At 59.6% G+C, this 13,668-nt stretch carries 13 protein-coding genes; 11 read left to right on the top strand and 2 right to left on the bottom strand.

Going from position 1 to position 13,668, the window contains the following annotated elements; genetic code table 11:
* Positions 1-56 precede the first annotated feature (56 nt).
* Positions 57-2,348, bottom strand: coding sequence for a beta-glucosidase BglX (gene bglX, locus ABH909_RS25970; protein WP_429438600.1), 2,292 nt, complete (start codon positions 2,346-2,348; stop codon positions 57-59).
* Positions 2,349-2,580: 232 nt separating this feature from the next.
* Here bglX and ABH909_RS25965 point away from each other — a divergent pair, with 232 nt between their 5' ends.
* From ABH909_RS25965 to ABH909_RS25935, 7 genes are all read left to right on the top strand, one after another.
* Positions 2,581-3,192, top strand: a complete 612-nt coding sequence (locus ABH909_RS25965) for a LemA family protein (protein WP_429438597.1) — start codon at positions 2,581-2,583, stop codon at positions 3,190-3,192.
* Positions 3,193-3,235: 43 nt separating this feature from the next.
* A complete protein-coding gene (locus tag ABH909_RS25960) occupies positions 3,236-3,982 on the top strand; it encodes a TPM domain-containing protein (RefSeq protein WP_429438594.1) in 747 nt (248 codons plus the stop codon).
* A gap of 46 nt (positions 3,983-4,028) precedes the next feature.
* Positions 4,029-4,646 carry a TPM domain-containing protein gene (locus tag ABH909_RS25955; RefSeq protein WP_123499169.1) on the top strand — a complete coding sequence of 206 codons (618 nt, stop codon included), beginning with the start codon at positions 4,029-4,031 and terminating at the stop codon, positions 4,644-4,646.
* A 274-nt stretch (positions 4,647-4,920) separates the two neighbouring features.
* Complete coding sequence (locus tag ABH909_RS25950) at positions 4,921-6,138, top strand: class I SAM-dependent methyltransferase (protein WP_429438591.1); 1,218 nt, start codon at positions 4,921-4,923, stop codon at positions 6,136-6,138.
* A 263-nt stretch (positions 6,139-6,401) separates the two neighbouring features.
* Positions 6,402-6,983 (top strand): DJ-1/PfpI family protein, encoded by a 582-nt coding sequence (locus ABH909_RS25945; protein WP_008010833.1) that lies wholly within the window; start codon positions 6,402-6,404, stop codon positions 6,981-6,983.
* A gap of 14 nt (positions 6,984-6,997) precedes the next feature.
* Positions 6,998-7,297, top strand: a complete 300-nt coding sequence (locus tag ABH909_RS25940; RefSeq protein WP_429438589.1) for a ribbon-helix-helix domain-containing protein — start codon at positions 6,998-7,000, stop codon at positions 7,295-7,297.
* 147 nt (positions 7,298-7,444) lie between these two features.
* Positions 7,445-7,789, top strand: coding sequence for a YegP family protein (locus tag ABH909_RS25935; protein ID WP_095632345.1), 345 nt, complete (start codon positions 7,445-7,447; stop codon positions 7,787-7,789).
* 194 nt (positions 7,790-7,983) lie between these two features.
* Here ABH909_RS25935 and ABH909_RS25930 read toward each other — a convergent pair whose 3' ends face one another.
* On the bottom strand, positions 7,984-9,003 hold the full coding sequence (locus ABH909_RS25930) for a DUF4917 family protein (protein ID WP_429438587.1): 1,020 nt from the start codon (positions 9,001-9,003) through the stop codon (positions 7,984-7,986).
* 156 nt (positions 9,004-9,159) lie between these two features.
* On the opposite strand from ABH909_RS25930, the gene yiaY reads away from it, so the two are divergent.
* From yiaY to ABH909_RS25910, 4 genes are all read left to right on the top strand, one after another.
* Positions 9,160-10,308, top strand: coding sequence for an L-threonine dehydrogenase (gene yiaY, locus ABH909_RS25925; protein WP_429438584.1), 1,149 nt, complete (start codon positions 9,160-9,162; stop codon positions 10,306-10,308).
* Between the two features lie 70 nt (positions 10,309-10,378).
* Entirely contained in the window at positions 10,379-11,287 is a 909-nt protein-coding gene (locus tag ABH909_RS25920; RefSeq protein WP_429438581.1) for a LysR family transcriptional regulator, read from the top strand.
* Positions 11,288-11,540: 253 nt separating this feature from the next.
* Complete coding sequence (locus ABH909_RS25915; protein ID WP_429438578.1) at positions 11,541-12,734, top strand: CaiB/BaiF CoA transferase family protein; 1,194 nt, start codon at positions 11,541-11,543, stop codon at positions 12,732-12,734.
* Positions 12,731-13,657, top strand: a complete 927-nt coding sequence (locus tag ABH909_RS25910) for a hydroxymethylglutaryl-CoA lyase (RefSeq protein ID WP_429438575.1) — start codon at positions 12,731-12,733, stop codon at positions 13,655-13,657. Before ABH909_RS25915 ends, ABH909_RS25910 begins: the two co-directional genes overlap by 4 nt.
* Positions 13,658-13,668: the final 11 nt, after the last annotated feature.

Raw genomic sequence — 13,668 nt, 5'->3', positions numbered from 1 at the left:
TTGTGTACACCCTGTAGGAGCTGCCGAAGGCTGCGATCTTTTGCTTTTAAGTGGTATTACAACAACTCAAAGCTCTGCTGCGTCACGTCCTGGGAGTCCAGGCCGATCTGCACGTTGAACTTGCCCGGTTCCGCGGCGTACTTGAGCTGGGCGTTGTAGAACTTCAGGTCATCCTCGGTGATGGTGAAGTGCACGACTTTCTGTTCGCCGGCCTTGAGCATTACTTTCTGGAAGTTCTTCAGTTCCTTGACCGGGCGGATCATCGAACCGGTCACGTCCTGGATGTACAACTGCACCACGGTTTCGCCGTCACGCTTGCCGGTGTTTTTCACTACGACGCTGGCGTCGAGCTTGCCGGTCTTGTTCAGAGTGGTTGAGGACAAGGCCATGTCGGTCAGGCTGAACTGGGTGTAGCTCAGGCCGAAGCCGAACGGGAACAGCGGCCCGGTGGTGTCTTCGAAATACTGCGAGGTGTAGTTGCCCGGTTTGCCCGGCGTGAACGGCCGGCCAATGCTCAGGTGGTTGTAATAGGTCGGAATCTGACCCACCGAGCGCGGGACAGTGATCGGCAGTTTGCCCGAGGGGTTGTAGTCGCCGAACAGCACATCAGCGATAGCGTTTCCGCCTTCGGTGCCGCTGAACCAGGTTTCCAGAATCGCGTCAGCTTGCTCGTTCTCTTCGAGAATCGACAGCGGCCGGCCGTTCATCAACACCAATACCAGCGGTTTGCCGGTGGCTTTCAACGCCTTGATCAGCTCGCGCTGGCTGGCCGGAATGTTCAGGTCGGTACGGCTCGACGATTCGTGGGACATGCCACGGGATTCGCCCACCGCGGCCACCACTACATCCGCTTGTTTGGCAGCCTTGACCGCTTCATCGATCAACACATTGGCCGAACGTGGGTCATCCACCACTTCCGGCGCGTCGAAGTTGAGGAAGTTCAGGTAATCGAGGATTTTCTTGTCGCTGGTGATGTTCGCGCCACGGGCGTAGATCAGCGTCGACTGCGCGCCAAGCGCATGGGTCATGCCGTCGAACAAGGTCACCGATTGCTCAGGACGGCCAGCAGCGGCCCAACTGCCCATCATGTCGATCGGCGCCTTGGCCAATGGACCGACCAGCGCGATTTTCGCGGTTTTCTTCAGCGGCAGGGTGTCGCCCTGGTTTTTCAGCAATACCAGGCTGCGGCGTGCGATATCACGGGCCTCGGCGCGGTGCAGACGGCTTTCGGCGTAGGTGTCGACCGGGTCATCCTCGGCCTTGCCGATGCGCAGGTACGGGTCTTCGAACAGGCCCATGTCGTACTTGGCGGCGAGCACTTCACGTACGGCATTGTCGATGTCTTTCTGTTCGATCTCACCGGCCTTCAGCAGCCCTGGCAATTCCTTGCCATAGAGGGTGTCGTTCATGCTCATGTCGATGCCGGCCTTGATCGCCAGCTTCGCGGCTTCGCGCCCGTCAGCGGCGACGCCGTGCTTGATCAGCTCGAAGATCGCCCCGTGGTCGCTGACCGCCAGGCCCTTGAAGCCCCATTCCTTGCGCAGCAGGTCGTTCATCAGCCAAGTGTTGGCGGTGGCCGGCACGCCGTTGATCGAGTTCAGCGCAACCATGACCCCGCCAGCGCCGGCGTCGATGGCGGCGCGGTATGGCGGCAGATAATCCTGGTACATCTTGACCGGGCTCATGTCGACGACGTTGTAGTCGCGACCGCCCTCGACCGCGCCGTACAAGGCAAAATGCTTGACGCTGGCCATGATGCTGTCGGCCGCGTTTGCCCCGGTGCCCTGGAACGCCTTGACCATGACGCCGGCGATCCGCGAAACCAGGTAGGTGTCTTCGCCGAAGCCTTCGGAGGTGCGGCCCCAGCGTGGGTCGCGGGAGATGTCGACCATCGGCGCGAAGGTGATGTCGAGGCTGTCAGCCGCCGCTTCCTTGGCGGCGATGCGCCCGGAGCGACCAATGGCGTCCATGTCCCAGCTCGAGGCCAGGGCCAGCGGAATCGGGAAAATGGTGCGGTGGCCATGGATCACGTCATAGGCGAAGAACATCGGGATTTTCAACCGGCTGCGCATGGCCGCGTCCTGCATCGGACGGTTTTCGGCGCGGGTGATCGAGTTGAAGGTGCCGCCGATATTGCCGGCAGCGATCTCCTTGCGGATCATCTCCCGGGGCATTTCCGGGCCGATGCTGATCAGGCGCAATTGGCCAATCTTTTCATCGAGGGTCATTTGCTTCATCAGGTGGCTGATGAAGGCGTCCTTGTCCTCTATCGGTGCGGGCGTCGTGGCGGCCAATACGGGATGACTGGCCAGGCTGACGAACAGGCCCAGCAAACACAGCTTCTTCATGAATGGTTTTCTCAAAAGCCTAAACGGCAGTGAATACACGCCGGTCAGCCAAAATTTTGGGAGCGACTATTGTTGTTCAGGTGAGTGCAGCACAGTTATGTGTCAGCGCCGGAGCATCTTTTAGCCCATTGGCTCGATGCAATCCAGTAGCGGCGCAGATTATGCCCCAAGAGTCGGCTTCAAGTTCGCAGGTTGTTTCATCAAACGGAATAGGCAAGGGAGCATCAACCAGATGAATGTACGACTTCACTATCGGTCGAGCCTGCAGGTTGCAGCCTTGATGTGGCTGACCACACTGCTGACCGGCTGCGGCATCAACAATATCCCGACCCTCGACGAACAAGCCAAGGGCGCCTGGGGCCAGGTGCAGAACCAGTACCAGCGTCGCGCCGACCTGATTCCCAACCTGGTGGAAACCGTCAAGGGGTATGCCCGGCATGAGCAAGAAACCCTGACCGCGGTGATCGAAGCCCGCGCCAAGGCCACCTCGATTCAGGTGGACGCCAGCACGCTGGACAATCCGGAAAAGCTCAAACAGTACGAGCAGGCGCAGAATCAGCTGACCGGTGCGCTGAGTCGATTGATGGTGGTGTCCGAGCGCTACCCGGACCTGAAGGCCAACCAGAACTTCCTGGCGCTGCAATCGCAACTGGAAGGCACCGAGAACCGCATCGCCGTGGCGCGTCGCGACTTCATCCTGGCGGTGCAGAAATACAATACCGAGATCCGCACCTTTCCCGGTCGCCTGTGGCACACCGTGTTGTATAGCGATCTGCCGATCCGCGAAACCTTCGAGGCGACCAGCCCCGGTGCCGAGAAAGCGCCTGAAGTGAAGTTCCAGTAAGCGCCGGAACGGGCTTGAAGCGTCGCCAAGGATGAGGTTGCCAATGCGCATGTTGAAAGTAGGCTTGGTTCTGGTGTTCTGGGTGTTTGCACTCACGGTCCAGGCCGAGCTGAAGTTTCCGGAGTTGACCGGTCGGGTGGTAGACAACGCCCAGATGATCGAGCCTGCGGTGCGCGAGCAACTGACGCAACAGCTCAACGCCCACGAAAAAACCACCGGCGAGCAGTTGGTGGTGGTCACATTGCCGGACTTGCAGGGCGCCGACATCGCGGATTTCGGTTATCAATTGGGGCGCTATTGGGGCATCGGCCAGAAGGACAAGAACAACGGCGCATTGCTGATCGTCGCGCGTGACGAGCGCAAGCTGCGGATCGAAGTCGGTTATGGCCTGGAAGGGCGCCTGACCGATGCGCAGAGTTCGGTGATCATCAATCAGGTGATCACGCCCGCGTTCAAGGCCGGCAACTTCAGCAAAGGCATCAGCGACGGGGTCGCGGCGATGCTGGTGGTGCTGGGCGGCAATCCGCTGGACGAACCGTCGACAGTGTTTGAACCGCGTGGTGATCAGGAGAGTGATGCCGTTGAACGGCCGCCGGGGTTGTTCGTGTTCCTGGTGTTGCTGTTCATCCTGACGATCTTCGTCGGCCAGATGTTCGGTATTCTGCCTAGCGGCGGCGGCCGTGGCGGCTCGGGAGGCGGTTTCGGCGGCGGAGGTTTTGGCGGTGGCGGCGGGGGCTTCAGCGGCGGCGGGGGGAGTTTCGGGGGCGGCGGCTCGTCTGGCGGCTGGTAATAACACTGCAGGTAAAAACAACAATAGCGAGCAGGCATTCATAACCATGGCATTACTGACTGAACACGAACAACGCAAAGTCGCCGAGGCAATTGCCCGGGTCGAGCGCGATACCGATGCCGAACTGGTCACGGTGCTTGCGGCCCGCGCCGACGATTACGCGTATATCCCGCTGCTCTGGGCCAGTCTGCTGGCGCTGGTGGTGCCGGGTATCGTGCATTACCTGACGGGCTGGCTGACCATGCACAGCCTGTTGCTGGTGCAATGGTTCAGTTTCATCGTGTTGTGCCTGCTGTTCCGAATCCCGAAAGTCACCACGCGCCTGATCCCGCGCTCGGTGCGTCACTGGCGGGCGTCGAACCTGGCGCGGCGGCAGTTCCTTGAGCAAAACCTGCACCACACCGTGGGCAGCACCGGCATGCTGATTTTTGTTTCCGAAGCCGAGCGTTATGTAGAGATTCTGGTGGATGAAGGGATTTCCAAACGGCTGGACAACAAGAACTGGGACGCGATTGTGGCGGCGTTTACGCAACAGGTGAAACAGGGGCAGACGTTGCAGGGCTTTGTGACATGCATCGAGGCCTGCGGCGAATTGCTCAAGGTGCATGTGCCGGTGACCCATGTGCGCAATGAGTTGCCGAATCGGTTGGTGGTGTTGAGCTAAATCAAAAGATCGTCCGAACGCGGCCCGAACCTTCGGCAGCTTTTGTGGCGAGGGAGCTTGCTCCCGCTGGGCTGCGAAGCGGCCCCAAAACCGGTGAACGCACTCCATCAGATAAACCTCGTTGTGTGCTTTGCGACTGCTGCGCAGCCGAGCGGGAGCAAGCTCCCTCGCCACAGAATCTTTGCCGTTTGGCAAATAACAGTGTTCATGAACTCCATCCCCCCTAAAATACCCACCATTCCCCGATCCGCACCGCCCGAGGCCGTTTTTTTCCATGTCAGTCACCGCCACTCCCGCCAGCCTCGCGCCGGATCATCACGCCCAGTTCATCGACCTGCTGCAAGCCAGCCTCGAGCAGAACGCCTTCATCAAACTGGTGCTGGCCAAGTACGTCGGTGGCGAAGCGGATTTGCAGCGGCTGATCATCAAGCAACTGACGGTCAAGGATCAGGCGTGCCTGTCCTTCGTCTATCGCTACAAGACCCGCGACATCACCAAAAACCTGCCGCTTGCCGAAGGCGTGGCGACCATTGCTGCGCTGTTGCCTGCATCGTTCAAAAATGCGCATTTACTGTCATTGACCGACGAAGCCCAGCTCGAATACAGCAAAAAGGGCAAATCTTCGCTGTTCAAGAGCAAACCTCAGCAATTGCGCGAAGTGCCGTCCTCCGAACACAACCGCGAAAAGAACCGTTTCCTCGACCTGAGTCGGCCGTTCCTCAAAGACCTCGGCGTGACCAACGCGCAACATGAGCTGATTCCGGCGATGTCGCGCAAGTGGAAGCAGATCAACAAGTTCATCGAAGTCTTCAGCCATGCGCTGACCTCGTCGCCGCTGGCGCTGGACAAACCCGTGCGGGTGGCGGATTTCGGCTCGGGCAAGGGCTACCTGACGTTCGCGATCCACGACTACCTGCGCAATACCCTGAAGGCCGAGGGCGAGGTGACCGGCGTCGAGCTGCGCGAAGACATGGTCAGCCTGTGCAACAGCGCCGCTGCGAAGCTGGAACATCCGGGGCTGGTATTCAAATGCGGTGACGTGCGCAGCGTCGCGCCGAGTGAGCTGGACGTAATGATCGCGCTACATGCCTGCGACATTGCCACCGACTATGCAATTCACACCGGCATTCGTTCCGGCGCTTCGATCATCATGTGCTCGCCGTGCTGCCACAAACAGATCCGCCTGCAGATCCAGAGCCCGGCGCTGCTCAAGCCGATGTTGCAATACGGCCTGCACCTGGGCCAGCAGGCGGAAATGGTCACCGACAGTTTACGTGCACTGTTTCTGGAAGCCTGCGGCTACGAGACCAAGGTCTTTGAGTTCATTTCGCTGGACCACACCAACAAGAACAAGATGATCCTGGCGGTCAAACGCGCCGAGCCGGTGGACCCGGCTCAGCTGTTGGTGAAGATCCAGGAACTGAAGGATTTCTACCACATCAGCGAACATTGCCTGGAAACACTGCTGCGGGCTGATGGTTACCTAAGCTGATCGCAGCTCCTGTAGGAGCTGCCGCAGGCTGCGATCTTTTGATCTTTTGATCTTTTGATCTTTTGATCTTTTGATCTTTTGCATTTCCAGAACCGCCAAAAGATCGCAGGCTTCGCCAGCTCCTGCATAGGCCGTGCATATCCGCAAATCAAATGATCTGCCCTGGGTTATCGGCGTAGTAGCTGGTTATTACCCGACCTGCCGGATAAGGACTACCTTGAATACTCCTGCATGCCCATGCATTTTCCAGAGGAGTCTTCCCCATGGCGGCTAAAAAAATTCTGATGCTGGTCGGCGATTACGTCGAAGACTACGAAGTGATGGTGCCGTTCCAGGCGTTGCTGATGGTCGGCCACACGGTACACGCCGTTTGCCCGGACAAAACCGCCGGCCAGACCGTCCGCACAGCGATTCATGACTTCGAAGGCGACCAGACCTACAGCGAGAAACCCGGTCACCTGTTTGCCCTGAACTTCGATTTCGCCAAGGTAGACGCCGCAGATTACGACGCACTGCTGGTGCCGGGCGGTCGGGCGCCGGAGTACCTGCGCCTGAACGAAAAAGTCCTGGACCTGGTGCGAGCGTTCGACAAGGCAGGCAAACCGATCGCCGCCGTGTGTCACGGTGCGCAACTGTTGGCCGCGGCAGGCATTCTTGAGGGGCGTGAGTGCAGCGCCTATCCGGCGTGTGCCCCGGAAGTGCGTCTGGCCGGTGGCACGTTCATCGATATCCCGGTGACGCAAGGTCATGTTCAAGGCAATCTGGCCACTGCACCAGCCTGGCCGGCGCACCCGAGCTGGCTGGCCGGTTTTCTCGGATTGCTGGGCACCAAAATCACGCTGTAACGAGGGACGTTTCCATGTGTGAGCTCTACGTCAAGGCCGATCCGATTCTCTACGAATCGCGCTCCCGCTCGCTGCGCATCTGCGGGGTGGTGACCACCCTGCGGCTGGAGAACCAGTTCTGGGACATCCTCAGCGAAATCGCCGAGGTCGACGGCATGACCACCAATCAGTTGATCGCAAAGCTGTATGAAGAGGTGATGGACTACCGCGGCGAAGTGGTGAATTTCGCCTCGTTCTTGCGAGTGAGTTGTATGCGGTATCTGAGCCAGCGCCGGGTTGCTCCGCCTCAGATGAGCGTGGTTCGGTCGGCCTGAACATCAAAAGATCGCAGGCTTCGCCAGCTCCTACAGAGGTACGCAATCTCATGTAGGAGCTGGCGAAGCCTGCGATCTTTTGATCTTGCGGTTGAGGTGGTCTTTACTCTGAAGCGCGAAACCTCTCAATCGCCAAGGAGTAGAAGCATGTCTGGATGGTACGAAGTGAGCAAAACCGTCAACGGTCAATTCAAGTTTGTATTGAAAGCGGCCAATGCCGAAACCATTCTGACCAGTGAGCTGTACACCTCTCGCGGTGCGGCCGATGGCGGTATCGCCTCGGTTCAGGCCAACAGTCCGCTGGACGAACGCTACGAGAAAAAAACCACCAAGGACGGTCATCCTTACTTCAACCTGAAGGCCGGTAACCACGAGATCATCGGCAGCAGCGAGTCCTACTCATCGGATGCCGCGAGGGATAAAGGCATCGCCAGCGTTAAAGCCAACGGTCCGACCACGGTGATCAAGGACAAGACCTTGCCGGTGCTCTAAACACACCGCTTGATAAGTCCAATACACATCCAGTGTGGGAGCGGGTTTACTCGCGAAAGCAGTCTGACATTCAGCATCTTCGTTGAAGGTTCAGCCCCCTTCGCGAGCAAGCCCGCTCCCACATATAGGTTCGGCGGTGTTCACAAATTCCTGTGGGAGCGGGCTTGCCCGCGAAGGGGCCGGCCTCGGCGCCACTAAACCTCAACCGGTACCGTCAGCTTCGGGCTGCCCAGCGCATGCGTCTTCGAATCAAAAAACCGCAGCTGCACTCCCGTCCCTTCGAACACCTTCATGTAATGCCGCTTCTGATGCTGGATGAACGCCTTGCTGCGCGGGTAAATCGAGATCGCCGCTGTCTTCGGCTTCGCCTGACGCAATGCATGGATGATGTGACTGTCCTGCTCGCCAAGGGCATGCCCGAAGATGCACAGCCCATCGCCATGGCCCAGTAACTGGTCGTAGCAGAACGACAGGTAATCTGAGCTGCGAATGGTCTTGAGCTTGTCCTGGGTCGGGCCTTCGTTGACGAACAGCGGCACGTCGTCGAGGGTCTTGATCGTATTGTTGATGGCGAAACTGCCCAGCAACGTACCTTCGGTCGACATCAATTTACGCGCGGTACCGTCCTGATTGCGCACCAGATGCAGGCCGCCGTGCAGGTACAGCAGCCGGGTTTTGTCGGTCGCGGTGAGGCTCAAGTCAAAACGCGGCTCCGTGCCCTGGAACAGATCGGTAATAGCGTCAGGCCGGTGTTGAACCGCCCAATAATTGAGCAAATCGTAATTGGTGGTGAACACCGTCCGATAGCTGCCCAACTCCTGATTGATCGTCGCCAGCGTCGAGGGCACCACCAAGCGCCAAGGGATGTGCACTGCATGCACGGTGTTGATCAGCGCTTCCTTGATCGCGTAATAGCGATTGCGCGGTGCGGCAGAGCTGACGGCCAACGCCTTGTTGACCCGGCTGGTGGTTTTCAGCGCACCAAGCACTTGTTCGAAACTGCGCGTCTGCATCGCCTCGAACACACTCAACTCGGATTGGCTCAGAGGCTTTTCTTCGACGGTGCGGGCGTTTTCGAACAGCGAGTCGTAGCCGAAGTCGTCCCATACCGCACGACTGGCACCGTTACCCACCAGCAGGCCGCCGAAAGAGGCGGTGGTGCGCAAGGCGTTCCAGTCTTCAAGTTGGGCATCGACATCCTGGAAATCGGTCATTGCGTTTGTCGTCTCAAAGCAAAAGGTCTGATGGACGGCGACTTTATCACGACCCGGACTTGAGCCAGATCAAGTTACCGCACGACTAATGAGTCGATTCTGTGCGCACCCGCCGGATCTGTGCTGTTGATTCGGCTTCAGCCAGGAGACTCGCGCATGAGCAGTACGTTTTTCATTCCCGCTGTGAACATCATGGGCACCGGTTGCCTTGACGAAGCCATGGACGCCATTCGCAAATATGGTTTTCGCAAGGCGCTGATCGTCACCGACACCGGGTTGGCGAAGGCTGGCGTGGCGACGATGATTGCCGAGAAACTGGCATTGCAGGACATCGACTCAGTGATCTTCGACGGCGCCAAGCCGAATCCAAGCATTGCCAACGTCGAACTTGGCCTGGGTCTGCTCAAGGAAAGTCGTTGTGATTTCGTGGTCTCTCTGGGCGGCGGTTCGCCTCACGACTGCGCCAAGGGCATCGCCTTGTGCGCCACTAACGGTGGGACGATTCGTGACTACGAAGGCGTCGATCGGTCGGCCAAACCGCAACTGCCGCTGATCGCCATCAACACCACCGCCGGCACTGCCAGCGAAATGACCCGTTTTTGCATCATCACCGACGAATCCCGTCACGTGAAAATGGCCATCGTCGATCGCAACGTCACGCCGCTGCTGTCGGTCAATGACCCAGCGCTGATGGTCGCCATGCCCAAAGGGCTGACTGCCGCCACTGGCATGGACGCGCTGACTCATGCCATCGAAGCGTACGTCTCAACGGCGGCCAACCCGATTACCGATGCCTGTGCGCTCAAAGCCATCACCTTGATCAGCAATAACCTGCGCCTGGCCGTACGCGACGGCAGTGACATGATCGCGCGGGAGAACATGGCTTACGCGCAGTTCCTGGCCGGCATGGCATTCAACAATGCGTCCCTGGGCTACGTTCACGCGATGGCTCACCAGTTGGGCGGTTTCTACGACTTGCCCCATGGCGTGTGCAATGCGGTGCTGCTACCTCACGTGCAGAGTTTCAACGCGCTGGTCTGCGCTGATCGCCTGACCGATGTCGCCCGCGCGATGGGCGCCGACATTCGCGGGTTCAGCCCTGAAGAGGGCGCTCAGGCAGCCATCGCGGCCATTCGCGATCTGGCCAGGGACGTGGAAATCCCCGCCGGTTTACGTGAGCTCGGTGCCAGGCTCAACGACATCCCGGTGCTGGCCAGCAACGCCCTCAAAGACGCTTGTGGACTGACCAATCCACGGGCGGCGGATCAGCGGCAGATCGAGGAGATTTTCCGCAGCGCGTTTTAACCAGGGCACGGTTCGGGGGGAAAGAACGCTATGCTGCGATCTCGTCCGAGCCGACATTACCGAGTGCCTGATGCTGCAAAAAAGCCTGATCCGCCGCCTCGACCTGATCACTCTCCAACTGTTTGTGGCCGTCCACGAAGAGGGCACCTTGACCCGTGCCGCCGCCCGTGAAGCGATCGCGGTGTCGGCGGCCAGCAAGCGCTTGATGGAGTTGGAGGAGGCGTTCGGTATCAGCCTGTTCGTGCGCCAGGCCAAGGGCATGACCTTGACGCCAGCCGGTGAAACCCTGCTGCACCACGCTCGGCAGATGCTGTTCAATGTCGAGAAAATGGGTCTTGAACTGGGCGAGCATAGCCACGGTGTACGGGGTTATGTGCGGATGCTCGCCAATTTGTCGGCGATCATTCAGTTCCTCCCCGAAGACCTGCGGGACTTTTCCGAGCGCCATCCGCAGGTCAAGACTGACCTCGAAGAACGCCCCAGCAGCGGAGTGATTCAGGGCGTGCTCGATGGCGTGGCGGACCTCGGGATCTGCTCCAGCGACAGTGACGTCAAAGGGCTGCACAGTGTCCTTTATCGCCAGGACAAACTGATGGTATTGATGCCGCCCGATCATCCATTGGCGAGTCGCTCGACCCTGGCGTTTGCCGACACGCTGGGCAGCGATTACGTCGGCTTGCACGCCGCCAGTTCCATCAACCGGCGCACCCATGCGGCCGCGCGCAAGGCCGGCAAGGTGCTGAGGTTGCGGATTCATGTGCCGGGGTTCGATGCCATGTGCCGGATGGTCCAGGCCAACATGGGCATCGGCATCCTGCCGCAAAAGGCCTATGAACTGTTTGGCCGGGCGTTGGGTTTGCACGCGGTGCCGCTGACGGATGACTGGTCGGATCGCGCGTTGATTCTGGTGGTGCGCGATGAAGCAACGCTGTCGCCGGTGAGCCGGATGTTGTTTGAGCAGTTGCGCGTCCCGGCCTGAGGTTTTCATGCCGAGATTTTCATGGGTAGCGCCGGCCTCTTCGCGAGCAAACTCGCTCCCACATTTGATCTTTGGCGTGACACTGATCCAGTGTGGGAGCGGGCTTGCTCGCGAAGACTGACTTGAGGTCGCGGCAATCCCCCCAGCCAGGCATTCGCGTTTCGCGAACGATCGTTGCCAACTGAAGGTTGGATTCCTTGCCCCTTGGTCCTCTAGCCTTGGCTCAAATTCCAAGAACACGAGGTACCCCGCGATGACTGCCCCCTTGAGTGCAATCAAAGTGATCGAGATTGGCACACTGATCGCCGCGCCGTTTGCGGCGCGCATGCTCGCCGAGTTTGGCGCCGACGTCATCAAGATCGAAGCCATGGGCCAGGGCGATCCTCTGCGCAAATGGCGCAAGCTGCACGAAGGCACGTCGTTGTGGTGGTACCTGCAATCGCGAAACAAGAAGTCCCTGGCGCTGAATCTGAAATCCCCTGAAGGCATCGAACTGGTCAAGCGATTGGCGAGCGACGCCGATGTGCTGATCGAAAACCTGCGCCCCGGTGCCTTGGAGAAACTCGGCCTGGGCTGGGACGTGTTACATGCCCTCAATCCCAACCTGACGCTGGTGCGTATTTCCGGTTATGGCCAGACCGGCCCGTACCGTGATCGTCCGGGTTTCGGTGCCATTGGCGAGGCCATGGGCGGGATTCGCTACACCACTGGCAGCCCCGGTTCACCGCCGGCTCGGGTCGGTGTCAGCCTCGGCGACTCCCTGGCGTCGCTGCATGCGGTAATCGGCGCCTTGATGTCGCTGCTGCGAGTCAAGACCGGTCAGGGCGGTGGGCAGGTGGTGGACGTGTCTTTGGCCGAAAGCGTGTTCAACGTGATGGAAAGTCTGGTACCGGAATACGACATGTTGGGCCATGTTCGTGAGCGTAGCGGCGGAGCGTTGCCGGGCATTGCGCCGTCCAATACCTACCTGACGGCCGACGGCGCCTACGTGGTGATTGCCGGCAACAGCGACCCGATCTATCGGCGCCTGATGACGGTGATTGGCCGGGTCGACCTGGCCGAAGCGCCCGAGTTTGCGCATAACGATGGCCGCGCCGCCAAAAGCAATGTGCTCGACGCAGCCATCACTCACTGGACCAGCAGCCTGCCTATCGACGAAGTGCTGTCGGTCCTGCAAGCCGCTGAAGTCCCGGCCGGTCGCATCTATTCGGTAGCCGATATCATTGCCGATCCGCACTACCAGGCGCGGGGCATGCTGCTCAGCGCCGAACTGCCCGGCGGCGCGACGGTGAAGATGCCGGGCATCGTACCGAAACTGTCCGAGACCCCCGGTGCCGTGAACTGGTCGGGACCGAGTCTGGGTCAGCACACCAACGGCATCCTCGCGGGACTTGGTCTGACTGACCACGACATCGAACGGCTGAAAGCTGAAGGGGTGGTGCAATGATCACCGATTATTCGCAGACGCTGATCGTTCAGGAAGTTTCCCCGCGTGACGGCTTGCAGATCGAACCGACCTGGGTTGAAACCGTCGACAAGATTGCGCTGATCGATCAGTTGTCGCTGGCAGGGTTCAGTCGCATCGAAGCGGGCTCGTTCGTTTCACCCAAGGCCATTGCAGCGCTACGTGATGGTGAGCAAGTGTTCCAGGGGATCGCCCGACTGCCGGGCGTGATTTATGTCGCATTGATCCCCAACCTCAAAGGCGCACAACGAGCGCTGGACGCGAGGGCCGATGAGCTGAACCTGGTGATGTCCGCCAGTCAGACCCACAACCTGGCGAATATGCGGATGCGCTGCGAAACGTCATTGAGGGCGTTTGGCGAGATCGTCGAATTCGTTCGCGGTACGCCGGTGCGGCTCAACGGCAGCATCGCCACGACCTTCGGTTGCCCGTTTGAGGGCTCGATCGATGAAGACCGAGTGCTGCAGATCGTAGACGCCTATCAGGAACTCGGGATCCAGGGCGTTACTCTGGCCGACACCACTGGCATGGCTAATCCGCGTCAAGTCGATCGCTTGGTGCGACGGGTCTTGCAGCGGGTTTCTCCGGCGGATCTGACCCTGCATTTCCACAACACTCGCGGCCTCGGTCTGTGCAACGTGCTGGCTGCCTACGAGGCCGGTGCCCGACGCTTCGACGCAGCCCTCGGCGGCCTTGGCGGTTGCCCGTTTGCGCCGGGTGCTTCGGGCAACATCTGTACTGAAGACCTGGTCAACCTGTGCGATGAAATGGGTATTCACACCGGCATCGATCTGCCGTTGTTGCTGAAGTTGTCCCGAGGGTTGCCGGCACTGCTGGGTCACGAAGTCCCCGGGCAACTTGCCAAGGCCGGGCGCAACTGCGACCTGCACCCCACACCTTCCTGAAACCACCGAAA

The organism is Pseudomonas sp. BS3782 TE3695 (assembly GCF_050435305.1).
GTDB lineage: Bacteria > Pseudomonadota > Gammaproteobacteria > Pseudomonadales > Pseudomonadaceae > Aquipseudomonas.
This window is presented reverse-complemented; position numbering and strand designations above follow the sequence as displayed.

Excerpts from the sequence above, each read along its gene's own strand:
- ABH909_RS25920 (WP_429438581.1), top strand. The coding sequence starts at position 10,379 with ATGCTGCAAAAAAGCCTGATCCGCCGCCTCGACCTGATCACTCTCCAA.
- ABH909_RS25910 (WP_429438575.1), top strand. The coding sequence starts at position 12,731 with ATGATCACCGATTATTCGCAGACGCTGATCGTTCAGGAAGTTTCCCCG.
- ABH909_RS25915 (WP_429438578.1), top strand. The coding sequence starts at position 11,541 with ATGACTGCCCCCTTGAGTGCAATCAAAGTGATCGAGATTGGCACACTG.
- ABH909_RS25940 (WP_429438589.1), top strand. The coding sequence starts at position 6,998 with ATGTGTGAGCTCTACGTCAAGGCCGATCCGATTCTCTACGAATCGCGC.
- ABH909_RS25955 (WP_123499169.1), top strand. The coding sequence starts at position 4,029 with ATGGCATTACTGACTGAACACGAACAACGCAAAGTCGCCGAGGCAATT.
- ABH909_RS25950 (WP_429438591.1), top strand. The coding sequence starts at position 4,921 with ATGTCAGTCACCGCCACTCCCGCCAGCCTCGCGCCGGATCATCACGCC.
- ABH909_RS25935 (WP_095632345.1), top strand. The coding sequence starts at position 7,445 with ATGTCTGGATGGTACGAAGTGAGCAAAACCGTCAACGGTCAATTCAAG.
- bglX (WP_429438600.1), bottom strand. The coding sequence starts at position 2,348 with ATGAAGAAGCTGTGTTTGCTGGGCCTGTTCGTCAGCCTGGCCAGTCAT.
- ABH909_RS25960 (WP_429438594.1), top strand. The coding sequence starts at position 3,236 with ATGCGCATGTTGAAAGTAGGCTTGGTTCTGGTGTTCTGGGTGTTTGCA.
- ABH909_RS25930 (WP_429438587.1), bottom strand. The coding sequence starts at position 9,003 with ATGACCGATTTCCAGGATGTCGATGCCCAACTTGAAGACTGGAACGCC.
- ABH909_RS25965 (WP_429438597.1), top strand. The coding sequence starts at position 2,581 with ATGAATGTACGACTTCACTATCGGTCGAGCCTGCAGGTTGCAGCCTTG.
- yiaY (WP_429438584.1), top strand. The coding sequence starts at position 9,160 with ATGAGCAGTACGTTTTTCATTCCCGCTGTGAACATCATGGGCACCGGT.
- ABH909_RS25945 (WP_008010833.1), top strand. The coding sequence starts at position 6,402 with ATGGCGGCTAAAAAAATTCTGATGCTGGTCGGCGATTACGTCGAAGAC.